Here is a 22,639-nt window from a genome sequence, read left to right on the forward strand (position 1 = left end):
GCGCATGGCATCCTATGCGTCCGCCAAGCCCCCGCTCCCGACGCACCCCACCTTGATCGCACCCCTGCCGGGGCCCGGCGCGCGCGCGGCCCGCATCCGCGCGCCGGCCGCCGGCGCTGGCGGAACAGACGACTGAAATGGCCAGGATCCCGGACGCCTTCATTGATGAGCTGCTCGCCCGCTCCGACATCGTCGAAGTGGTCGGCACGCGCGTGCCGCTCAAGCGCCAGGGCAAGGAGTACGCCGCACGCTGCCCGTTCCACGACGAACGCTCGGCCTCGTTCACGGTCTCCCCGACCAAGCAGTTCTACCACTGCTTCGGCTGCGGCGCGCACGGCACCGCGATCAGCTTCCTGATGAACTACGACCGCCTCGAGTTCCTGGACGCGGTCGAGGAGCTGGCCAGCCGCGCCGGCATGGACGTCCCGCGCACGGCACCGGCACGCAGCGCGCAGCAGCAGGACGACAGCCGTGACCAGTACTCGGCGCTGGATGCCGCCAGCCGCTTCTTCCAGAAGCACCTGGAGGGCAACGCCAAGGCGCTGGCCTACCTGGACGGACGCGGCGTGGATGCCGATACCCGCATCCGTTTCTCCATCGGCTACGCGCCGGACGGTTTCAGCGCGCTGAAGGACGCGCTGGGCAAGGACGAGCGGCGCATGAAGCTGCTCGACCGGGTCGGCCTGTTCTCCAAGAACGACCGCGGCCACGTCTACGACAAGTTCCGCGACCGGGTGATGTTCCCGATCTTCGACCGCCGTGGCCGGGTCATCGCCTTCGGCGGCCGGGTACTGCAGAAGGACGACGGCCCCAAGTACCTCAATTCGCCCGAGACCGCGCTGTTCCACAAGGGCCGCGAACTGTACGGCCTGTGGCAGGTGCGCCAGGCCAACCAGAAGATCGAGCGCCTGATCGTGGTCGAGGGCTACATGGACGTGGTCAGCCTGTTCCAGTTCGGGGTCACCCAGGCGGTGGCGACACTGGGCACGGCGACCACGCCCGACCATGCCGAGCTGCTGTTCCGCAACGCACCGGACGTGTACTTCTGCTTCGACGGCGATGCCGCCGGGCGCCGGGCCGCGTGGCGCGCGCTGGAATCGGTGCTGCCGCGCATGAAGGACGGACGCCAGGCGTTCTTCCTGTTCCTGCCCGACGGCGAGGATCCGGACAGCATCGTGCGCAAGGAGGGCGCGGACGGCTTCGATACGCGCCTCGCACAGGCCACCCCGCTGTCGCAGTTCTTCTTCGACGAGCTGGGCGGCGAGGTCAACCTCGCCACGCTCGACGGCAAGGCGCGCCTGGCCGAGCGGGCGCGACCGATGCTGGCGCAGATCCCCGACGGCGCCTTCGGCGACCTGATGAAGCAGGAGCTGCAGCGCCTGACCGGCGTCGGCCGCCTGGCCGGGCCGGCAGCCGGCCCCGGCCACCGCCCGCGGGCGGCGGCCGTTCCGGTACAGAAACGCAGCCTGGTGCGGGCCGCCATCGCCCTCCTGCTGCAGCAGCCGTCCCTGGCGCTGCAGCTGGAGGGCCACCACGCCATCGCCGGCCTGCGCCTGCCCGGCATCGAGCTGCTGCTGGAGCTGCTGGAGCTGGTGCGGCAGCGCCCGGACATCGCCACCGGCACGCTGCTGCAGCACTTCGACGGCCGCGAGGAACAGGCGGCGCTGCACCGCCTGGCCGCGGTCGCCCTGCCCGGCGACGAGGCCAGCTGGACCCAAGAGCTGCACGACGCCATCGTCCAGCTGGAGAAGCAGCTGTTGCAGCAGCGCCTGGACGAGCTGCAGGCCAAACAGCGGCAGCAGGGCCTGGACGAGACCGACAAGTACGAGCTGCGTGAACTGCTCAGGGCGCGCGCGGCGATGCGTTGATGGACGGAAGGAGAGGCACGATGCGTGGATTCACCACACCCCTGGTCTTCCTGCTGCTGGCCTGGGCCGGACCCGCCGGCGCGGGCGGACCGGCCTTCAGGCAACCGCTGCCGGACCTGTTCACGGCCGGCCAGCCCAGCGCGCAGCAGCTGCACGATGCCGCGCAGTCCGGCATCACCACCGTGATCGACCTGCGCATGCCGCAGGAAGACCGCGGTTACGACGAAGCCGCCGCGGCCGAGCAGCTGGGCCTGCGCTATGTGCGCCTGCCCATCGGTGGCGCCGACGACCTCACCGAGGCCAATGCGCGCGCGCTGGACCGCATCCTGAAGCAGGACGGCGGCCGCACGCTGCTGCACTGCGCCTCGGGCAACCGCGCCGGCGCGCTGCTGGCACTGCTGCGCGCGCGCCTGGAGGGCGTCGCGCCCGACGCGGCCCTGCAGCTGGGCCGCGATGCCGGCCTGACCTCGCTGGAACCGGCCGTGCGCGCCGCGCTGGAGGCGTCGCCGACCCCCTGAACACCGCCCTGCCCGAACAAGGATCCCCCACCGATGAACCGCTGGTGGTCGCGCCTGCGACCGGACAACTTCACCCTCGCCCTGCTGGCCACCGTGGCCGTGGCCTCGCTCCTGCCGATGACCGGTGCGGCCGCGCACGGGCTGGACCGCTTCACCGACCTGGCCATCGCCGCGCTGTTCTTCCTGCACGGCGCACGCCTGCCGCGCGAATCGATCATCGCCGGCATGCTGCACTGGCGGCTGCACCTGGTGATCCTCGCCTGCACGTTCGTGCTGTTCCCGCTGCTGGGCCTGGCCTTCAAGCCGGTGGCCGGGTGGATGCTGACACCGGACCTGTATCTCGGCGTGCTGTTCCTGTGCGCGCTGCCGTCCACCGTGCAGTCCTCCATCGCCTTCACCTCGATGGCCGGTGGCAATGTGCCGGCGGCGGTCTGCGCGGCCTCGCTGTCGAGCATCCTCGGCGTGTTCCTGACCCCGCTGCTGATGGGGCTGCTTGCCGGCAGCCAGGGCGGCATGGCCGATCCGCTGCACGCGGTCGGCGCGATCATGCTGCAGCTGCTGGTGCCGTTCGTCGCCGGGCACCTGCTGCGGCCGTGGATCGCCGCCTGGGTGGAGAAACAGCGCGCGCTGCTGCGCTACACCGACCAGGGCACGGTGCTGCTGGTGGTCTACGGCGCCTTCGGCGAATCCGTCAACGAGGGCCTGTGGAGCAAGACCCCGGTCGCTTCGCTGCTGGCCGCGGCGCTGGTGGCGGCGGTCCTGCTGGCCATCGCCATGCCGGGCATCACCTGGCTCGCGCGGCGCCTGGGCTTCAGCCGCGAGGATGAAATCCCCATCGTCTTCTGCGGCTCCAAGAAAAGCCTGGCCACCGGGGTTCCGATCGCCAAGGTGCTGTTCGCCGGCGGCAGCCTGGGTGCGATCGTGCTGCCGATCATGATCTACCACCAGATCCAGCTGATCGTCTGCGCGATGCTGGCGCAACGCTACGCCCGCCGCGGCAGTGGAGCATGACGCCGGACCCCGCGCGCCCGGCTCGCCGGCCGGGCATCAGCCCGGGCCGCCGTCCAGGAGCCGGGCCACGCTGAACACCGGCAGCCAGACCGACAGGTCGTAGCTGCGGTCGTCGGCGGTATCCCGCCGGGACGATCCCGCACCGCCGTTGCCCACCGGCCGCGCACCGCACCGCTGCGCGGCGGTGCATGCCCAACTCTCTCCGCTGCGCGCTTCGATGTGGATGTTGTAGATCAGCAGCGCCGTCATCGGTGGATACGCAAGCCATTCCGGCTGCGTGCGCATGCCATGCAGGTTGCCGGTCAGCACCAGCAGCCGCCCGTTTCCCGGCAAGGCCCGTGCGCGTGCGCGGACCTTGCCGGCCATCGCCCGGTCGCGTGCGCCGGTGCCGGCCAGTGCAGCCGGCAGCACGCGGTCGAAACCGAATGCCTGCACATCGCGCCCCCGCGCACGCAGCGCGCGTGCCGCCTCGACCAGGTCGAGCACGTCCTCGTTGCGACGGCCGTCATGCCACCGGCCGCGGACATTCCAGTACGCCGTGCCTCGCAGCGCGGTGCGCGCCTCGGCCGTACCCGTGGAGGCCATATAGGCCGCCAGCGCGGGGTTCTCGCTGGTCGGCAGCTCCAGCGCCAGGCGCACCGGCAGGCCGTCGGCGGCGTAGGCCTCGATCAGCTCCCGGACCAGCGCCGGGACCTCGCGCGTGCCGTGCCGTTCCCCGAGCACGATGACGCGATGCTCACCGGCATGCGCGCGGATCTGCCCGGCCGCGTCCTCCGCCTGCGCAGCCGCGGCCATGCCCAGCGCCGACAGCACCGCGGCGGCCCAGCGGACGATCATCGGCAGCCCTGCGCACTCCTTCCCCGGAAACCCCGAAGAGGGCGGAGCAGGTGGCGGGCACCGTCCATGGAAGGCGCGGGCCGCGCGCTCGGCCGGTCCGGCCCGTCACACCCAGGGCAGGATCCAGTGGTCCACCAGCAGGAAGGCGAACAGCGCCATCAGGTAGACCACCGAGTAGCCGAACATCTGCATGTTGAACATCTCGTCCGGCGGATCCAGCATCTTCCACGCGTACCACAGGAACACGAGGTTGAGCACGATCGCGCCGCCAAGGTAGAACAGGCCGCTCATGCCGATGGCCACCGGCAGCAGCGTCACCACCGCCAGCACCAGCGAGTAGGCCAGGATCTGCCGGCGGGTATGCACCACGCCGTGGGTCACCGGCAGCATCGGCACCGCCGCCTTGGCGTAGTCCACGCGACGGAAGATCGCCAGCGCCCAGAAGTGCGGCGGCGTCCAGATGAAGATGATCAGCACCAGCAACGACGCGTAGGCCCAGTCGGAACTGCCCTGCATGCCGGTGATCGCCGCCCAGCCCAGCAGGGGCGGCGTGGCCCCGGCAAGTCCGCCGATGACGATGTTTTGCGACGTCGCGCGCTTGAGGTACACGGTGTAGACCACCGCATAGCCGATCAGCGAGGCGAAGGTGAGCACCGCGGTGATGACGTTCACCCACAGCACCAGGATGGTCATCGACAGCGCGGTCAGCGCGGCGGCGAACACCAGCACCTGCCGTGGCGACACCTTGCCGACCACCAGCGGCCGCCACGAGGTGCGCGCCATCTGCGCGTCGATGCGCGCGTCCAGCAACTGGTTGATCGCCGCCGCCGCCGCCGCCGCCAGCCAGATGCCGAGGAAGCCGATGGCCCCGGTGGCCACCTGGGCCGCGGTCGGCCAGCCCGGCACCGCCAGGAACATGCCCACCAGCGCGGTGAACACGATCAGGGCCACCACCTTGGGCTTGGTCAGGTCCCAGTAATCACGCAACGTCGCACTCATCGTCTCACTCCGGGGCGCGCAGGCGCGCCAGCAGCGAGACCAGCACGAACAACAGGAACACGGCGCCGCTGTTGTGCATCACCGCCACCGCCAGCGGCAGCGAGAGCTTGACGTTGAGCACCCCCAGCGCCACCTGCAGCAGCACCAGCACGCCCAGCGCCGCGGCCCAGCCACGCATGCCCGGCAGGCGGTACATGCGCAGCGACAGCACCAGCAGGTACAGCGCCACCACCACCGCCATCATCCGGTGCGCCATCTGGATGGCGATGCGGGAGGCGCCATCGAGCACTCCGCCTTCGTAGTCCACGCCGATGCCGCGCCACAGGGTGAAGCCTTCGCCGTAGTTCTGCTGCGGCCACCACTGGCTCACGCAGCGCGGGAAGTTGTCCAGCGAGGCGCTGCCGCCGCCGCAGGCCAGCGCCGCGTAGTTGGCGCTGACCCAGCCGCCCAGGGCGATCTGCAGGACCAGCAGCGCCAGCCCGATGCGCAGCCACCAGCGCAGCCGCGGCGCCTGCGCCAGGGTGATCGGCAGGTGGGTGGCCTTCCACGCCATCCACACCAGCAGGCCGAACATGAGCATGCCGCCGAGCAGGTGGCCCATCACCACGATGGGCTTGAGCAGCCAGGTGACCGTCCACATCCCCAGCAGCGCCTGGAAGATCACCACCGCCAGGGTCAACGCCGCGGCGCGTGCCAGGTCGATGTTGGACCAGCGCAGCGCCGCCAGCAGCAGGATCGCCTCGCCGCCCACGGCCAGCACGCTGGAGGCCATGTACTCGCCGCGCATGTACAACGGTATCGCCAGCGCCACCAGCACCGAGGCGGCGACCACCTGCGCCAGCCCGCGGGGGCGCCGGCGGGCCGCCAGCAGCGCCAGCACCAGCACCTCCACGCCCAGCAGCCCGGCCAGGAAGCGGTGCACCTGCTCGCGCCAGGCCTTGTGGCTTTCCAGCGGGCGGATCTCGCTGGCCACGTGCTGCGCCGCCTCGACCTGGGTCTGCGGCCAGGTGACGCGGCCATAGCAGGTCGGCCAGTCCGGGCAGCTCAGGCCGGCGTCGGAGAGGCGCACGAACGATCCGAACATGATCGTGCTGGCGGTCATGATCAACGCGAACCAGGCCAGGCGGTGGAAATTGCGGTACAGCGCCGGACGCGCGGGGGCATTCATCGAACGGAACTCACTTCAGTTTCAACAGCCTGGAAAGGTCGGTGCGCAGTCCGCCCGGATCGAAACCGGGGGCATAGCGCAGTACCACGAAGCCGTTGGGGTCGATCACGTACACCGGGATGCCGGCGGGGTCGTCCACCCCGGGCAGCTTCGCCCGCAGCGCCGGCGAGGCCTGCAGCACCTGCAACGCCGGCAGGGCCGCCACCTGCTCCGGCGGCGAGCCCAGCCACAGTATCTGCACATTATCGGCGTTATGGCCGAACAGCCGCCACACCTTGTCCAGCTGCTGCGACAAAGTGACGCAGGCCGGCGCGCAGTCGGCCGGCGGTGCCAGCACGATGCGCCACAGCCGCGCGGACGGGTCCCAGGCATACGGGCGGCCGTCGGCCAGCCGTGGCTGCTCCTGGCGCAGGTCCGGCGGTGGCTGCAGCAGCTGCCCGTGGTTGCGCTTGACCTGCGGCATCCAGCCGGAAAAGCGCAGGGCGCCGGCCAGGGCCATCGAACCGAAGAACATCGCGAAGATCAGCAGCAGCACGCGGCGGCCGCGGGCGCGTCCGGCGGTCAGTTCCGGGGTGGGAGCGTTCATGTGCGGCATCTTCCCATGGCTGGGCGGTCAACGCCCGCGGCGGCGGCGCCAGGCCAGCACCGCCGCGATCACCAGCACCGCGGCCGCCAGGGCGAACCATTGCACCGCGTAGCCGAGGTGCCGCGAGGGCGGCAGGGTGTTGGGGAGCAGCTCCAGGTCGCGCGCATGGCCCAGTGGCGACGCCGGATCCAGCCGCAGCACCTGCGCGGCCAGGCCGGGCAGCGCCAGGTGCTCGCCGATGGCCGCCGGATCCAGCCGCGTGGCCAGCCATACCCGCGGCTGCGCGGTCCCGCCCACCGCCGGTCCCAGGGCCAGGCCCGCCGCGGGCGCCGGTGCCCACAGGCCCTGCACCTCGATCCGGCCCTGCAGCGCGGTGATCGCCGGCAACCGGCGGTCGGGGGACAGCGGCAGCCAGCCCAGGTCCACCAGCACCACCGTGCCGCCGGCGCGTGCGGCCTGGTAGACCTTCAGCCCGGCACGGCCGTCGCGCAGCTGGTTGTCCAGCAGCACGGTCGCCGGCAGGAACTCCAGCCGGTCGTGCACCCACTGCAGCGCCGCCGGGTCCTGCGCGGCCTGTGGCAGCGACCGGGCCTGGCTGCGGTCCGGTGGCAGCTGCGACAGCAGCGCCTGCTTTTCGTGCATCCGCTGCAGCTGCCAGACGCCCAGCGCGATGAACGCGGCCGCGACCACCACCGCCAGCAGCCCGCCGAGCAGGCCCGTGTGCTGTCGCGTCATGACAAGTACGCCGCGAGCAGGTGAGATAGCAGCGCCTTCCCACTCTTCGAGCCGTGCATGAACGATTCGCTGAAGACACTGCTGGTGATCGCGTTCCTGATCGTCATCGTCTGGAATCTTGGGGCCGGGCTGTACTACCTGATGATCGACCGCGGCCAGACCAAGCGCACCGTGAACGCGCTGACCCGGCGCATCGTGTTGTCGGTGGTGCTGATCCTGCTGGTGGTGCTGGGCATCTACAGCGGCTGGATCAGGCCCCACGGCGTCGGCGGCTGACCGCCGCCGGGGGCCGCAGGGCGGCGGCGGTCAGCCGCCGCCACCCCGGCTCAGAGCACGTAGACGAATAGGAACAGCATCAGCCACACCACGTCGACGAAGTGCCAGTACCAGGCCGCGGCCTCGAAGCCGAAATGGTTGTCGCGGGTGAAGTGCCCCTTCGCCGCCCGGAACCACATCACGATCAGCATCAGCGTGCCCAGCGCCACGTGCACGCCGTGGAAGCCGGTGAGCATGAAGAAGGTCGACCCATAGATGCCCGAGCCCATCGTCAGGTTGAGCTCGCTGTAGGCGTGGACGTATTCCTCGGCCTGGAAGAACAGGAACACGCAGCCCAGCAGCACCGTGGCGCCCAGCCACACCAGCAGCTGCCGGCGGTTGCCGGCCTTGAGCGCATGGTGGGCGATGGTCAGGGTCGCGCCGGAGGTCAGCAGGATCAGGGTGTTGACCAGCGGCAGGCCCCAGGCCGGGATGGTCTGGAACAGGCCGCCGACGGCGCCGGGACCGTTGCTGGGCCAGGCGGCCGAGTAGCCGTCCCACAGCAGTTCGTTGGTCATCACCCCCTGGCCCTCGCCGCCCAGCCAGGGCACGCCGAAGGTCCGGGTGTAGAACAGCGCGCCGAAGAAGGCGCCGAAGAACATCACTTCGGAGAAGATGAACCAGATCATCCCCATGCGGAACGAGCCGTCGACCTGGCGGTTGTAGTTGCCGGCGACCGATTCGCGGATCACGTCGCCGAACCACAGGAACAGGGTGAACACCAGCATCGCCAGGCCGACGAAGAAGGTCCAGCGGCCCCAGCTGACGTCGTTGAGCCAGCTGGCCACCCCGACCATCAGCACCAGCATCGACAGGGAGCCGGCGAACGGCCAGCGGCTCTGTTTCGGCACGAAGTAGACGTTGGCATCAGGCGTGTTGTGGGCCATGGCTCGCTTCCGGGTTCGTGGTCAGGGGGCCGCCTGCGGTGAGCCGCCGGCCGCGGCCAGCTGCGCCGTCAGCGCGTCGTTCTTGTAGAAGGTGTAGGACAGGGTGATGGTCCGCACGTCGGCCGGCAGGTCCGGATCGACGATGAAGCGCACCGGCATCTCGCGCTGTTCCCCGGCCAGCAGGGTCTGCGCGGTGAAGCAGAAGCATTCGGTCTTGTTGAAATAGCCGGAAGCGCGCGCCGGCGCCACCGACGGCACCGCGCTGCCGACGATGGCCTGGTCGCTCTCGTTGCGGGCGAAATACAGGGCTTCGTTGAGCTCGCCCGGGACCACGTCCATGGTCAGCTTCTCGGGCCGGAAGGCCCACGGCAGCTTGGAGTTGACGCCACCGTCGAACTCGACCCGCACCACCCGGTCGGCAGGTGCGGCCCGCGCGGTGCCGCCCTGGCTGGCACCGCGCTCAAGCCGCACGCCGAACACCTTCTCGCAGGCGATGCGGTACAGCGGCACCAGCGAGAAGGTCAGCACGAACACGCCCAGCGCCACGCCGAGCAGCCGGAGCAGGCCGGCGTTGCGGTCGGGCCGGGGCGCGGGAGTGGTCAATGCGCCAGCACTCCGGACAGGATGAAGCCCACGTAGACCGCCACCGCCACCGCGGCCACCACCAGCGCCGTGCGCCGCGAGCGGCGGCGGCGCAGCGCCAGTTCGTCGGGTTGCCAATCGGGTCTAGTCATCTGCGCGCCCCTCAGTGGCTGATGTCGTCATGGGCCAGGTCGCCCGGCTGCAGCACCGGTGGCACGGTGAAGGTGTGCGCCGGGGCCGGCGACGGCACCGTCCATTCAAGGCCCTTGGCGCTCTCCCAGGCCCTGGCCTCGGCGCGCTGGCCGCTGCGCAGCGACGACAGCAGGATCGCCGCCATCAGGAACGGGGTGGCGAACATGCCGAACGCACCGATCGAGCTGACCAGGTTCCAGTCCGCGAACACCGGGTTGTAGTCGGGAATGCGGCGCGGCATGCCGGCCAGGCCGAGGAAGTGCTGCGGGAAGAACAGCAGGTTGACGAACACCATGGTCCACCAGAAGTGCACCTTGCCCCAGAACTCGTTGTACATGCGCCCGGTCCACTTCGGCCACCAGTAGTAGACCGCGGCGATCAGCGCCAGCACCGCGCCGGTCACCAGCACGTAGTGGAAGTGCGCGACCACGAAGTACGTGTCGTGGTACTGGAAGTCGGCCGGCACGATCGCCAGCATCAGCCCGGAGAAGCCGCCGATGGTGAACAGCACGACGAAGGAGATCGAGAACAGCATCGGCGTCTCGAACGTCAGCGAGCCCTCCCACATGGTGCTGACCCAGTTGAACACCTTCACCCCGGTCGGGATCGAGATCAGCATGGTGGCGAACATGAAGTAGATCTCGCCGCCCAGCGGCATGCCCACCGTGAACATGTGGTGCGCCCAGACGATGAACGACAGGAACGCGATGGCGGCGGTGGCGTACACCATGGCCTGGTAGCCGAACAGCGGCTTGCGGCTGAAGGTCGGGATGATCTCGCTGATCACGCCGAACGCCGGCAGGATCATGATGTAGACCTCGGGGTGCCCGAAGAACCAGAAGATGTGCTGGTACATCACCGGGTCGCCGCCGCCGGCGGCGTTGAAGAAGCTGGTACCGAAGAACTTGTCGGTCAGCAGCATGGTCACCGCACCGGCCAGCACCGGCATCACCGCGATCAGCAGGAACGCGGTGATCAGCCAGGTCCAGCAGAAGATCGGCATCTTCAGCAGGTCGATGCCCGGCGCGCGCATGTTGAGCACGGTGGCGATGATGTTGATCGCGCCCATGATCGAGCTGATGCCGGCCACGTGGATCGCGAACACGCTGAAGGCCACGTTGTAGCCGCCCTGCAGCGACAGCGGCGGGTACATGGTCCAGCCGCCGGCGGGCGCGCCGCCCGGCAGGAACAGGGTCAGCAGCAGCAGGGTGAAGGCCACCGGCAGCAGCCAGAACGACCAGTTGTTCATGCGCGGCAGCGCCATGTCCGGCGCGCCGATCTGCAGCGGGATCATCCAGTTGGCCAGGCCGACGAACGCCGGCATCACGCCGCCGAAGATCATCACCAGCGCATGCACGGTGGTCATCTGGTTGAAGAATTCCGGCTTGACGTACTGCAGGCCGGGCTGCGCCAGCTCCAGGCGGATGATCACGCTCATCGCGCCGCCGATGATGAACATCAGGAAGCTGAAGAGCAGGTACAGCGTGCCGATGTCCTTGTGGTTGGTGGAGAAGAACCACCGCTCGAAGAAGCTCTGTTGATGGCCGTGATGGTCGGAGTGGTCCACTGCGGAGTTCGCCATTGCAACTACACCTCGTTATCCAGTTTCCGGGCATCGCGCCGGCGCCGGCCGGCACGCAGTGGTATCAGGCGCCGACGGTATCGGACTCCACCGCCGCCGCTTCCGGCGGCGCTGCATCGGGATCGGGGGCGGCCTCGTCGGCCTCCGCCGCGGGATCGGCCGCGGGCGCCGGCTTGCGCGCCGCCAGCCAGGTCTTGAACTCGTCCTTGGACACGGCCTTGACCACGATCGGCATGAAGCCGTGGTCCTTGCCGCACAACTCGGCGCACTGGCCGCGGTAGACGCCCTCGCGCTCGATGTTGGTCCAGCGCTCGTTGATGAAGCCCGGCACCGCGTCCTGCTTCCAGCCCAGCGCCGGCACCCACCAGGCATGGACCACGTCGTCGGAGGTGATGACGAAGCGGACCTTGGTGTCCACCGGCAGCACCAGCGGGTTGTCCACGTCCAGCAGGTAGTGGGGATCGCCGGCCAGGGTCGGCACCGCGCCGCTCTGGCGGATCTGGTCGGACTTGCGGTCCATCCGGCTGGTGAAGGACACGTCCTCGCCCAGGTACTCGTACTTCCACATCCATTGGTAGCCGGTGATCTTCACCGTCATCTCGGAATCGCGGTAGTCGTACATGGCGATCAGCTTGGCGGTGGCCGGCCAGGCCATGACCACCAGGATGACGACCGGGATGACGGTCCAGATGACCTCGGCCTTGGTGTTGTGGGAGAACTGCGCGGCCACCGCGCCCTTGGACTTGCGGAACTTGAAGATCGCGTAGGCCATCGCCGCGAACACCAGCACGCCGATCACCGCGCACACCCACAGCACCACCATGTGCGCTTCCCACGCCATGCGTGCGGTATGGGTCACGCCCTTGCCCATGTTCAGCTGCCACGGCTTCGGGTCGGCCGACTGCGCCCATGCGCCGGGCATCGCCAGCACCATGGCCGCCAGCATGGCCCCGAACCGCATCTTCCCGCCCCACCTGCTGCTTTGCTTCATGCCTAGACCCTTGACGTCGTCGGTTTGCAGCCGTTGCCGGCCGCGAGCAAGCTTTCAAGTGCCGCCGCGAGTTCCCGACGTTCGGCGGGTGCGAGGAAACTCCCCACTTCCACCCGCTTGCCGCTGGAAACCAGCAGGACCCGTTCCTCCCCGGCCATCAGGCGCACCCAGTACGGATGCGCGCGGAATACCGGCGAACCTCCGGCCGCGGGGATCACCTCCACGCAGTCCGGCCCTACCCGGATCTCTTCCCGGCGTTCGCCGTTGCGCCACGATGCGCGCAGGGCGGCTCCCACCAGGAAGCAATGCAACAACGCGAAGGCCGGGGCGAAGACGTTTCCGGACAGCCAGCCCAGGCCCGCCGAAAACCCCATCAACCCCGCCAACGCGGCGAACAACAGGACGAACTGCCGGGCGCCGAGCGCCCGTGGGGGATGCAGCACCAGCTGCGCATGTGAGCGGCCGGCCAACGGCCCAAGCATCTCGATCATGTGCAACCGCGTCCCTACCGCGGAAACCGGGTTCGATGGTAGCCCCCGGCACAGGCACCGGCAAGCCGCCATTCATCGTCCTCGCGATGCTGCGCCGCACACACGGAACCGCCCTCCCACCGGCCGGAGACGTCGGATTATTTGACGAATTCGGCACAGTTGAACGAAGTCCTTACATTTCGCCGCAATCCCCTGCGGCACAACGGTTTGAGACCTTCATCACCCACCATGAGGGGACTGGGAAATTCCGGCGTTTCGATTAAAATGGCCAAATCCCAAGGTGCCCATTTGGTCATGCCCATGAATGCGACATCGCCCGTCCCCTCCGCCGTGGCCCAGCCACTGCTCTCGCCCGAACTGCCGCCGGCACCGCCGGCGTTGCGCCAGGCCATCACCGATGCCTGGCTCAAGGACGAGACCACCCACGTCCGCGAGCTGCTGGAGCAGGCGCGGCTGCCCGCGGCCGAGCAGGCCCAGGTGCAGGCCATGGCCGCCGACCTGGTGCGGCGCGTGCGCGCCCGTGCCCGCCACCAGGGGGCGATCGAGGCCTTCATGCGCCAGTACGACCTGGGCAGCGAGGAGGGGGTGCTGCTGATGTGCGTGGCCGAGGCGCTGCTGCGCATTCCGGACCAGGACACCGCCGACAAGCTGATCCGCGACAAGCTGGGCGAAGCGGACTGGAAACGGCACATGGGCCAGTCCGACTCGGTGCTGGTCAACGCCTCGACCTGGGGGCTGATGCTGACCGGGCACCTGGTCGACCTGGCCGACGACACCAAGCGCGACGTGCACGGCGCGTTCAAGCGCCTGATCGGCCGCGTCGGCGAGCCGGTGATCCGCCTGGCCGTGCGCCAGGCGATGAAGATCATGGGCCACCAGTTCGTCATGGGCCGCTCCATCGAGGAGGCCCTGGCGCGCTCGCACAAGGGCGACAACACTCAGTACCGCTACTCCTTCGACATGCTCGGCGAAGGCGCGCTGACCATGAAGGATGCGCTGCGCTACCTGGAGGACTACCGCCGCGCGATCCACGCCATCGGCGGCGACAACCTCGCCCGCGGCGGCAAGGCCGATGGCGACGTCACCCGCTCGCACGGCATCTCGATCAAGCTCTCCGCGCTGTACCCGCGCTACGAGCACGCCAAGCGCGAGCGGGTGCTGGCCGACCTGGTGCCGGGCGTGCTGGAACTGGCGCAGCTGGCCCGTTCCTACGGCATCGGCTGCACCGTGGACGCCGAGGAGGCCGACCGCCTGGAGCTGTCGCTGGACATCATCGAACGCGTCGTCGGCGATCCCTCGCTGAAGGGCTGGGACGGGTTCGGCGTCGTGGTGCAGGCCTACCAGAAGCGCACCCCGTACACGATCGACTACCTGGCCGACCTGGCCCGCCGCATCGGCCACCGGCTGCAGGTGCGCCTGGTCAAGGGCGCCTACTGGGACGCGGAGATCAAGCGCGCCCAGGTCGAGGGCATGGCCGGCTACCCGGTGTTCACCCGCAAGCAGAACACCGACGTCTCCTACCTCGCCTGCGCCAAGCGGCTGTTCACCCATGGCGACGTGCTGTACCCGATGTTCGCCACCCACAACGCGGCCACCATCGCCGCGGTCAAGCAGATCGCCCAGGGGCGCACCTACGAGCACCAGAAGCTGCATGGCATGGGCGACGACCTGTATGCCGAGGTGATCCCGGCCGACCGCCTGGACGTGCCCTGCCGGGTCTACGCGCCGGTCGGCTCGCACGAGGACCTGCTGCCCTACCTGGTGCGCCGCCTGCTGGAGAACGGCGCCAACTCCAGCTTCGTCAACCGCATCACCGACGAGGACGTGTCCATCGACGACCTGATCCGCGATCCGGTCGAGGCCGTGTCTTCGTTCGCGTCCATCCCGCACCCCAAGATCCCGCTGCCGGTCGATCTGCTGCGCAGCCAGAACCACGACAGGAACAACTCCATGGGCATCAACCTCGCCAACGACAACGACCTGCGTGCCCTTGCCGGCCAGCTTGATGCCGCCCTTCCCGGCGGCGACGGCTGGCGCGCCACGCCACTGGTGCCGGGCAGCGCCGCCGGCGGCGCTCCGCGGGCGGTGACCAACCCCGCCGACACCCGCGAGGTGGTCGGCCACTGGGTTCCGGCCGACAGCGCCACCGTGCAGCAGGCGCTGGCCAATGCGGTGGCCGCGCAGCCGGGCTGGAACCGCACCCCGGCCGCCCAGCGCGCGGCGTTCCTCGAGCGCGCCGCCGACCAGCTGGAAGCGCGCATCGCCGAGTTCATGGCGCTGTGCGTGAAGGAAGCCGGCAAGAGCCTGCCCGACAGCGTCGCCGAAGTACGCGAGGCCGTGGATTTCCTGCGCTACTACGCCAAGCAGGCGCGCGAGCAGTTCAGCGCCGGCCAGGCCCTTCCCAGCCCCACCGGCGAGAGCAACGAGCTGCAGCTGCACGGCCGTGGCGTGTTCGTCTGCATCAGCCCGTGGAACTTCCCGCTGGCGATCTTCCTGGGCCAGGTCAGCGCGGCGCTGGCCGCCGGCAACAGCGTCATCGCCAAGCCCGCCGAACAGACCAGCCTGGTGGGCTATTACGCGGTGAAGCTGCTGCACGACGCCGGGGTGCCGGCCGAGGTGCTGCAGTTCCTGCCGGGCGACGGCGCCACCGTCGGCGCCGCCCTCACCGCCGACCCGCGCGTGGCCGGGGTGGCCTTCACCGGTTCCACCGAGACCGCCCGCGCGATCAACCGGGCGCTGGCGGCACGCGACGACGCTCCGATCGGGATCCTGATCGCCGAGACCGGCGGCCAGAACGCCTTCATCGCCGACTCCTCGGCACTGCCGGAGCAGCTGGTGAAGGACGCGATCGGCTCGGCCTTCACCTCGGCCGGCCAGCGCTGCTCGGCCGCGCGCGTGCTGTTCGTTCAGGACGACATCGCCGACAAGGTGATGGGCATGCTCGCCGGCGCGATGGCCGAGCTGAAGGTCGGCGACCCGGGCGAGCTGTCCACCGATGTCGGCCCGGTGATCGACGACGATGCGCTGCGCATCCTCCACGAGCATGCCGCGCGCATGGACCGGGAGGCGCGCCCGATCGCCGCCACGCCGCTGCCCGACGGCACCGCGCACGGCACCTTCTTCGCGCCGCGCGCCTATGAGCTGACGTCCCTGGACCAGCTGCACCGCGAGGTCTTCGGCCCGGTACTGCACGTGATCCGCTGGAAGGCCGACCAGCTCGACGCGGTGATCGGGCAGATCAACGCCACCGGCTACGGCCTGACCCTCGGCGTGCACTCGCGCATCGACGCCACCGTCGACCGCATCGCCTCGCGGGTGGAGGTCGGCAACGTCTACGTCAACCGCAACCAGATCGGCGCGGTGGTCGGCGTGCAGCCGTTCGGCGGCCAGGGCCTGTCCGGCACCGGCCCCAAGGCCGGCGGCCCGCACTACCTGCTGCGTTTCGCCACCGAGAAGACGGTGACGGTGAACACCACCGCGGCCGGTGGCAATGCCTCGCTGCTGACCCTGGGCGACTGAGTCCGGCGCGCCGCTCCCCGTCCGCCAGGACCGGGAGCGGCCGGCGCCGCCGCCGCGGGATTTCACTTTTCGCGCCTTGTCGCGTCTAGTAACGGCATGAGCGCTCCCCCCGACCCCTCCCCCACCGCGCAACCGCCCACGGCCGCCTCGCCACGCGCGTCGGCCGAGCAGCTGGTCCGCGAGTTCAACCAGACCCTGATCCGCGTCCTGCAATCGCGGCTGGGGTCCTACGAGGACGCGCGCGAAGTGGCGCAGGAGGCCTACGCCAAGCTGCTGAACCTGGGCGACGAGGCGGCCATCAGCTTCCACCGCGCCTACCTGTTCCGCATCGCCCACAACCTGGCCACCGACCTGCTGCGCAAACGCGCCCATGTGGAGCAGCCGGCACCGGCCGGACTGGACCTGTGGCCGGACCCGGGCAGCGATCCCGCCCGCAGCGCCCATGCGCTGCAGGCGGTGGAACGCCTGCCCGCGCTGCTGGCCGAACTGCCCGCCAACTGCGCCGAATCGTTCCGGCTGGTGCGGGTGCGACAATTGAGCTTCGCCGAAGCGGCCGAGGTGCTGGGCCTGTCCGAGCGCATGGTCCGCATCCATGTGGCGCGCGCGCTGGCCTACTGCCAGGAGCGCCTGGACGGCATCACGGACGCGTGGGAAGGAGAACCCCGATGAACACCCCACCCAAGGACCTCCGCAAAGCCGCCCTGCAGGCCGCCAGCGACTGGTTGATCCGGCTGCAGGACGACGACGTGCCCGCCACCGAACTGGAAGCCTGGGCCCTGTGGATGGCCGCGTCACCGGACCATGCCTCCGCATTCGACGACCTAGCCGCGCTGTGGGCGGCCGCCGGCACCCTGGACCCGGCGGCACTGGACGCGGCCCGCGCCACTCCGGCACCTGCACCTGCACCGGCATCGACCGCGCGCACCGGCCGCCGGCCACGCCGCGCCGCGGGACGCTGGCTGGCGGTCGCCGCCAGTGCCGCGGTGTTCTGCGTCGCCGGCCTGTGGGCGCTGCAGCAGCGTGCACCCGCCGGCGCCACCGCACAGACCTTCGCCACCGCCATCGGCGAACAGCGGCGGGTGGTCCTGGCCGATGGCTCGACCCTGGAGCTGGATGCCGCCTCGCAGGTACAGGTCCGTTATGACGCCCGGCAGCGCGACGTGGCGCTGCTGCGCGGCCGTGCCCATTTCAGTGTGGCCCACGAACCGCGGCGGCCGTTCGTGGTCGATGCCGAAGGGGTCCGCAGCCGCGCCCTGGGGACCCGCTTCAGCGTCGACCGCGATCGCCGCGATACGGTGACCGTGGTGGTCGACGAGGGCCGGGTGCAGGTGGACAACGGCCATCACGACCGCTACGAAGCCGGCCGCGGGGAAATGGTCCGCTTCGACCCGCGCACCGGCCTGCAGGCGCCGCAGACGGTGAACGCCGAGCTGGCCATGGCCTGGCGGCAGGGCGAAGTGGTCTACCAGGGCGAACCGCTGTCGCGGGTGATCGACGACCTGAACCGCTATTCGGCCACGCCGATCCGGCTGCAGGACGCCGCCCTGGGCGAACTGCGGGTCACCGGCCGCTGGGAGCTGGCCGGCATCGACCGCTGGGTCGACGGGCTGGCGCGCGCGCTGCGCCTGCGGGTGCAGCGCGACACCGACCGGATCCTGCTGCTGCGCACCGGCACCGCCTCCAGCGGCGGCCTGGCCGACGGATAATCCCACCCCGCATTCCCGCCTTCACGCCCATGCCCGCTTTCGCCCGCCTGCGTCGTGGCTTTCCGTGGACCGCGCCCGTCATCGGCAGGCGCGCACGCGGGCACGGCTGGGCGCTGGTGCTGGCGCTGTGCGGCCTGGCCCTGCCCGCGCAGGCCGCGCCACCGCCACGCAGCGCCTACCGCATTCCGGCCCAGCCGCTGGACGAAGCGCTGCTGGCGTTTTCCCGCCAGTCCGGCCTGCAGCTCGCGGCCGTCGGGGAACTGCGCCGTACCCGGCGCAGCGTGCCGGTGAGCGGGGTGATGACCGCCGAGGCCGCGCTGCGGCGGCTGCTGGAAGGCAGCGGCTATGCCTATGCGATCGAGGACGGCATGGTCACCGTTGCCGCCCCCGTCGCCGCCTCGCCGGTCCGCGCGCAGGCGCTGCCGGTGCAGGCCGAGGATCCGGCCGTCACCTTCGCGCCACTGGTCGTCTCGGCGCGCAAGCGCGACGAACGCTGGGTGGACGTGCCGTTCGGGCTGTCGGTCGTCTCCGGCCAGCGCATCGCCGCCCTGGGACTGGGCAACGTCGCCGACACGCTGCGCCTGGCCCCGGGCGTGGCCACCGTCGATGCCGGGGCCGCCTTCACCCAGGTGCAGATCCGCGGCGTGTCCAGCTCGCTGGGCGGCAACGACAACGGCTACTACCTGGACGACATTCCGTTCACCGGCGTCACCGTGCCGTGGCACCCGGATACCCGCGCCTTCGACCTGGAACAGGTGGAGGTGCTCAAGGGCCCGCAGGGCACCCTGTTCGGCGAAGGCTCGATGGGCGGTACGGTGCGCATCCTCACCCGCCCGCCCGACCTGGAACGGCTGGCGGGAACCGCGCAGGTCGGCGTGTCCAGCACCCGCGGCGGCGGCACCGGCAGCCAGGGCAGGGTCATGGCCAACCTGCCGCTGAGCGCCGGCCGGCTGGCGCTGCGCGTGGTCGCCACCGAGGAAACCCTGCCCGGCTGGATCGACATGGACGACGGCCCCCGCGACATCAACGAGCAGCGCATCGGCACCCGGCGGCTGCGGGTGCGCTGGGCGGCCAGCGACCAGTGGATGACCGACCTGGTGCACATGCGCTCGCTGACCCGGGCGCCGGGCGGCGGCTACGCCGCCAGCGACCGGCTGCGCAGCGATGCCTGGCAGTCCACCCGCTCGCACTGGCGCGCCGACAGCCTCTCCAGCAACGTCGAGCTGCCGGCCTCGCGGCTGACCCTGGCGGCCTCGCGCGCCGAACTCGGGTACGACATGGCCGGCATGGTCACTCCGGTGTCGCGGCTGGACGCGCGCCTGCGCATCCGGGTGGACAGCCTGGAGCTGCGCTGGGCTTCGAGCGGCAACGGCCCGCTGGAGTGGATCCTCGGCTACGCGCGGCGCGACGCGACGCGGCGCGACGACCTGCGGGTGGACCGCCAGGACGCGCGCAGCCGGCAGTCCAACCGCGCCGATGCGGTATTCGGCGAGGCCACCCTCAGCCCGGGCGACGGGCGCTGGTCGGTCACCGCCGGCCTGCGCCAGTTCGTCGATGCGGTGGACGGCCATGCCGATGCCGGCGATGAGGACGTCCGCCTGCGCGCCACCTTCCGGCGCCTCAACCCGCGGGTGGGCATCGCCCGCCACCTGTCCAGCCGGCGCCTGGCCTATGCCAGCCTCTCCACCGGGTTCCGCTCCGGCCAGCTGCAGCCGGCCGATTCGATGCTGGCCGCGCGGCAGGCCGGCGTCGACCTGCCCGACACGCTGCGCCCCGACTGGCTGGCATCGGGCGAGATCGGCCTCAAGCAGGTCATGGCCGACGGCCGGCGGGCGATGCAGGCGGCGCTGTTCCGCAGCCGTTGGCACGACCTGCCGGTACGGGTGCCGATCGACGGCACCTACAACGGCCTGGCCAACTCGCGCGGCGCGCTGCTGCAGGGCGCCGAGCTGGGCATGAGCTACCAGCCACGGGACAACCTGCTCATGGAGCTGGGCGCGACCCTGGTGGACGCCCGCTACCTGGACGACGTGCCCGGCACGCCGTTGCGCCGCGGAAGCCGGGTCTACAACGTTCCCCGGGCCAGCCTGTCCGGCTCGGCCACGTACTCCCGCGCGCTGCGGCACGGCCGCTCGTTCGAGACCGCGCTGCAGGCCAGCGTCCATTCCCGGCGCGAGACCGGGCTGGTCCAGGGCGACCGCGGCGATGCCATCGGCCTGGTGGGCCTGCGCCTGGGCCTGCAGTTCGCCACGGCCGGAAGCGCCCACCTGCGCGTGGACAACCTGTTCGACGAGCGCGGCGCGGTGGACGCGCGCAGCCAGTACGGCCAGGCCACGCGGCTGCATCCGCGCAGCGTCGGCGTGGAGTGGCAGCTGCACTTCTGAGCGCCGGCCCCGCGCATTTCACTTTTGTTGCACTGGTTCGTCATGGCACCTGAGTGCCGGCGTCCGCATGTGGTCTTGCGTCTCCGGCACGGGCATTCCACCCCCTTCGGAGCACCTCCATGGCATTCCCGCACCCGGGCACCGGCCCGTCCCCCGCTTCTTCCCGCGCCCTGCGCAACCGGCTGTCGCTGGCGATCCTCGCCGGCCTGCTGTGCGTGCCGGCCGCCCAGGCCCAGTCCCCTGCCGCCGCACGCGACGTCGAGGCCGAAAAGGCGGTCGACCTCGGGGCCGTGACCGTCACCGCGCGCAAGCGCGACGAACGCCAGATCGACGTGCCGATCGCGATCACCGCGGTCACCGGCGAGCAGATCGACGCCATGGGCCTGCGCAACGTCGTGGACGTGATCAACATCACCCCGGGCGCTTCCTCCATCGACACCGGCGGCGCCTTCACCCAGGTGCAGATCCGCGGCGTGTCCAGCTCGCTGGGCGGCAACGACAACGGGTACTACGTCGATGAGACCCCGTTCACCGGCGTCACCGTTCCCTGGTACCCGGATACGCGTTCGTTCGACATCGACCGCGTGGAGATCCTCAAGGGCCCGCAGGGCACCCTGTTCGGCGAGGGCTCGATGGGCGGCACCGTGCGCATCCTCACCCGCAAGCCGGAGTTCAACCACTTCGGCGCCGGCGTCGAGCTGGACGCCTCCTCGGTCAAGGGCGGCGGCGACGCCCACGGCGCCAAGGCCTACGTGAACGTCCCGCTGCTCGACGACCGCCTGGCCCTGCGCATGGCGGTGACCGACGAGCGTACCCCGGGCTGGATCGACGACAGCGTCAGCGGCCGCCGCAACGTCAACGGCAGCGACGTGCGCACCTGGCGCGCCAAGCTGCGCTTCGCGCCGACCGACAACTGGAACATCGACCTGGCGTACTGGAAGTACCGCTCCGACTCGCGCGCGGCGGGCAACAACGCCTACGACGACATGACCAACGCCTCCTTCCTGGCCAGCGACAACCAGTGGGATTCGGCCAGCCTGACCAGCACCTGGGAACTGGACGGCTCGCAGGTCGTCTACACGTTCTCCGACGGCGACCTGAGCTACCCGCAGAACGGCGACCTCTCCCCGGGCGTGCCGCTGGCGGCCAGCATCGACATCGGCGTGCGCACCCATGAGCTGCGCTGGGCCTCCACCGGCGAGCACACCCTGGACTGGACCGTGGGCTACTACCTGCGCAAGGCCGACCGCGCCGACGTGCTCAGCATCCCCGGCATCATGGAGAGCGATTCGCGCCAGACCAACGACGCCCACGCGGTGTTCGGCGAAGCCACCCTGAAGCTTCCCAACCCGGCCTGGTCGGTCACCGCCGGCCTGCGCTATTTCCGGGACAAGGTGGACGCCGCCGACATCGCCGCCGACGGCAGCACCTCGTCGCTGAAGGCGACCTTCGACAGCTGGAACCCGCGCCTGAGCGTTTCCTACAAGCCGTCCGACGACACCACGCTGTACGCTTCGGCGGCCCGCGGCTTCCGTTCCGGCCAGCTGCAGCCGATCGGCTCGATCCAGCTGGCGCAGCAGTACGGCGTGGACCTGCCGTCGCAGATCGCCGCCGACTCGATCTGGACCTACGAGCTGGGTGCCAAGTCGATCCTCGCCGACGGCAAGCTGCTGGTGGAAGGCGCGCTGTTCTACAGCGACTGGAAGGACGTTGCGGTACGCGTGCCGATCACCCCGGAGATCAACGGCCTGGTCAACTCCGACGGCACCCGCAACAAGGGCGTCGAGCTGAGCGTGGCCTATACCCCGGTCCGCGACCTGACCCTGCAGCTGGCCGCCAGCTACGTCGACGCCACCTACTCGGACGATGTCGTCGGCACCCCGCTGAACAAGGGGACGCCGGTGTACAACGTGCCGAGCACCAGCATCAACGCCGGCGTGTCCTATGGCTGGGACGTCGGCAGCCAGCTGCGCGGCGTGGCCTCGGCCAACCTCCACCACGACAGCGCCCGCAAGACCGCGCTCACCGCCGGCAGCCCCGGTGACGCGATCACCCTGGCCGGCGTGCGCGTCGGCCTGGAGTCGCCCGCCGGCTGGGGCGCCTACCTCTACGGCAGCAACCTCACCAACGAGGACGGCGCCATCAACGCCCGCGGCGCCACCGAGTACGCCAGCGACGGCAGCTTCCTGCGCTACGGGCCGTCCAACCGCCCGCAGCCGCGCACCTTCGGCGTGATGTTCCGCTACGACTACTGAGCCGGCCCCTTCC

General features: G+C 70.4%; 20 protein-coding genes. 9 read left to right on the forward strand and 11 right to left on the reverse strand.

The features are described from left to right. Nucleotides 1–137: 137 nt before the first annotated feature. From dnaG to K5L01_RS12840, 3 genes are read left to right on the forward strand one after another with little or no spacing between them, the layout of a single operon-like run. The gene (gene dnaG / locus K5L01_RS12830; RefSeq protein ID WP_250064921.1) at nucleotides 138–1,868 is read left to right on the forward strand and encodes a DNA primase; all 1,731 of its coding nucleotides are present in this window, start codon (nucleotides 138–140) and stop codon (nucleotides 1,866–1,868) included. Nucleotides 1,869–1,888: 20 nt separating this feature from the next. Beyond that, nucleotides 1,889–2,386 carry a protein tyrosine phosphatase family protein gene (locus K5L01_RS12835; protein WP_250064923.1) on the forward strand — a complete coding sequence of 166 codons (498 nt, stop codon included), beginning with the start codon at nucleotides 1,889–1,891 and terminating at the stop codon, nucleotides 2,384–2,386. 33 nt (nucleotides 2,387–2,419) lie between these two features. Beyond that, nucleotides 2,420–3,397 (forward strand): bile acid:sodium symporter family protein, encoded by a 978-nt coding sequence (locus K5L01_RS12840; protein ID WP_250064925.1) that lies wholly within the window; start codon nucleotides 2,420–2,422, stop codon nucleotides 3,395–3,397. Between the two features lie 36 nt (nucleotides 3,398–3,433). On the opposite strand, the gene K5L01_RS12845 is transcribed toward K5L01_RS12840, so the two are convergent. From K5L01_RS12845 to K5L01_RS12865, 5 genes are all read right to left on the reverse strand, one after another. Next, nucleotides 3,434–4,234, reverse strand: a complete 801-nt coding sequence (locus K5L01_RS12845; protein WP_250064926.1) for a calcium-binding protein — start codon at nucleotides 4,232–4,234, stop codon at nucleotides 3,434–3,436. Nucleotides 4,235–4,339: 105 nt separating this feature from the next. Beyond that, nucleotides 4,340–5,233 carry a heme o synthase gene (cyoE, locus tag K5L01_RS12850; RefSeq protein WP_250064928.1) on the reverse strand — a complete coding sequence of 298 codons (894 nt, stop codon included), beginning with the start codon at nucleotides 5,231–5,233 and terminating at the stop codon, nucleotides 4,340–4,342. A gap of 4 nt (nucleotides 5,234–5,237) precedes the next feature. Further along, nucleotides 5,238–6,401, reverse strand: a complete 1,164-nt coding sequence (locus tag K5L01_RS12855; protein ID WP_250064930.1) for a COX15/CtaA family protein — start codon at nucleotides 6,399–6,401, stop codon at nucleotides 5,238–5,240. A gap of 10 nt (nucleotides 6,402–6,411) precedes the next feature. Further along, on the reverse strand, nucleotides 6,412–6,987 hold the full coding sequence (locus K5L01_RS12860) for a hypothetical protein (protein ID WP_250064932.1): 576 nt from the start codon (nucleotides 6,985–6,987) through the stop codon (nucleotides 6,412–6,414). Nucleotides 6,988–7,014: 27 nt separating this feature from the next. Further along, nucleotides 7,015–7,722, reverse strand: coding sequence for an SURF1 family protein (locus tag K5L01_RS12865; RefSeq protein ID WP_250064934.1), 708 nt, complete (start codon nucleotides 7,720–7,722; stop codon nucleotides 7,015–7,017). A gap of 57 nt (nucleotides 7,723–7,779) precedes the next feature. Between K5L01_RS12865 and K5L01_RS12870 the strand changes: the two genes are divergently transcribed. After that, on the forward strand, nucleotides 7,780–7,998 hold the full coding sequence (locus K5L01_RS12870; RefSeq protein WP_055770950.1) for a twin transmembrane helix small protein: 219 nt from the start codon (nucleotides 7,780–7,782) through the stop codon (nucleotides 7,996–7,998). Nucleotides 7,999–8,048: 50 nt separating this feature from the next. Here the strand turns inward: K5L01_RS12870 and K5L01_RS12875 are convergent, their stop codons facing one another. The 6 genes from K5L01_RS12875 to K5L01_RS12895 all read right to left on the reverse strand — a co-directional run bounded on the left by K5L01_RS12875 (nucleotide 8,049) and on the right by K5L01_RS12895 (nucleotide 12,762). Further along, nucleotides 8,049–8,924 (reverse strand): cytochrome c oxidase subunit 3, encoded by an 876-nt coding sequence (locus K5L01_RS12875; protein WP_250064935.1) that lies wholly within the window; start codon nucleotides 8,922–8,924, stop codon nucleotides 8,049–8,051. Nucleotides 8,925–8,945: 21 nt separating this feature from the next. Beyond that, the gene (locus K5L01_RS12880) at nucleotides 8,946–9,527 is read right to left on the reverse strand and encodes a cytochrome c oxidase assembly protein (RefSeq protein WP_250064936.1); all 582 of its coding nucleotides are present in this window, start codon (nucleotides 9,525–9,527) and stop codon (nucleotides 8,946–8,948) included. Then, a complete protein-coding gene (locus K5L01_RS14915) occupies nucleotides 9,524–9,658 on the reverse strand; it encodes a hypothetical protein (RefSeq protein ID WP_272494193.1) in 135 nt (44 codons plus the stop codon). The genes K5L01_RS12880 and K5L01_RS14915 overlap by 4 nt, the downstream gene beginning before the upstream one ends. 11 nt (nucleotides 9,659–9,669) lie before the next feature. Further along, nucleotides 9,670–11,280 carry a cytochrome c oxidase subunit I gene (ctaD, locus tag K5L01_RS12885; protein ID WP_250064937.1) on the reverse strand — a complete coding sequence of 537 codons (1,611 nt, stop codon included), beginning with the start codon at nucleotides 11,278–11,280 and terminating at the stop codon, nucleotides 9,670–9,672. 64 nt (nucleotides 11,281–11,344) lie between these two features. Next, nucleotides 11,345–12,271 carry a cytochrome c oxidase subunit II gene (coxB, locus tag K5L01_RS12890; RefSeq protein ID WP_250064940.1) on the reverse strand — a complete coding sequence of 309 codons (927 nt, stop codon included), beginning with the start codon at nucleotides 12,269–12,271 and terminating at the stop codon, nucleotides 11,345–11,347. Between the two features lie 2 nt (nucleotides 12,272–12,273). Next, on the reverse strand, nucleotides 12,274–12,762 hold the full coding sequence (locus K5L01_RS12895) for a DUF2244 domain-containing protein (protein WP_250064941.1): 489 nt from the start codon (nucleotides 12,760–12,762) through the stop codon (nucleotides 12,274–12,276). A gap of 300 nt (nucleotides 12,763–13,062) precedes the next feature. On the opposite strand from K5L01_RS12895, the gene putA reads away from it, so the two are divergent. The 5 genes from putA to K5L01_RS12920 all read left to right on the forward strand — a co-directional run bounded on the left by putA (nucleotide 13,063) and on the right by K5L01_RS12920 (nucleotide 22,626). Then, the gene (putA, locus tag K5L01_RS12900; protein ID WP_250064943.1) at nucleotides 13,063–16,281 is read left to right on the forward strand and encodes a bifunctional proline dehydrogenase/L-glutamate gamma-semialdehyde dehydrogenase PutA; all 3,219 of its coding nucleotides are present in this window, start codon (nucleotides 13,063–13,065) and stop codon (nucleotides 16,279–16,281) included. Nucleotides 16,282–16,377: 96 nt separating this feature from the next. Next, nucleotides 16,378–16,950: an RNA polymerase sigma factor gene (locus tag K5L01_RS12905; protein WP_250064945.1), complete on the forward strand. Its 573-nt coding sequence runs from the start codon at nucleotides 16,378–16,380 to the stop codon at nucleotides 16,948–16,950. Beyond that, nucleotides 16,947–17,987, forward strand: coding sequence for a FecR family protein (locus K5L01_RS12910; RefSeq protein ID WP_250064947.1), 1,041 nt, complete (start codon nucleotides 16,947–16,949; stop codon nucleotides 17,985–17,987). The genes K5L01_RS12905 and K5L01_RS12910 overlap by 4 nt, the downstream gene beginning before the upstream one ends. A 29-nt stretch (nucleotides 17,988–18,016) precedes the next feature. Beyond that, nucleotides 18,017–20,371, forward strand: coding sequence for a TonB-dependent receptor (locus tag K5L01_RS12915; RefSeq protein ID WP_250064949.1), 2,355 nt, complete (start codon nucleotides 18,017–18,019; stop codon nucleotides 20,369–20,371). A 119-nt stretch (nucleotides 20,372–20,490) separates the two neighbouring features. After that, on the forward strand, nucleotides 20,491–22,626 hold the full coding sequence (locus K5L01_RS12920; protein ID WP_250064951.1) for a TonB-dependent receptor: 2,136 nt from the start codon (nucleotides 20,491–20,493) through the stop codon (nucleotides 22,624–22,626). The last annotated feature ends 13 nt before the right edge of the window (nucleotides 22,627–22,639 follow it).

Source organism: Stenotrophomonas mori (assembly GCF_023556335.1).
Classification (GTDB): Bacteria; Pseudomonadota; Gammaproteobacteria; order Xanthomonadales; family Xanthomonadaceae; genus Stenotrophomonas; species Stenotrophomonas mori.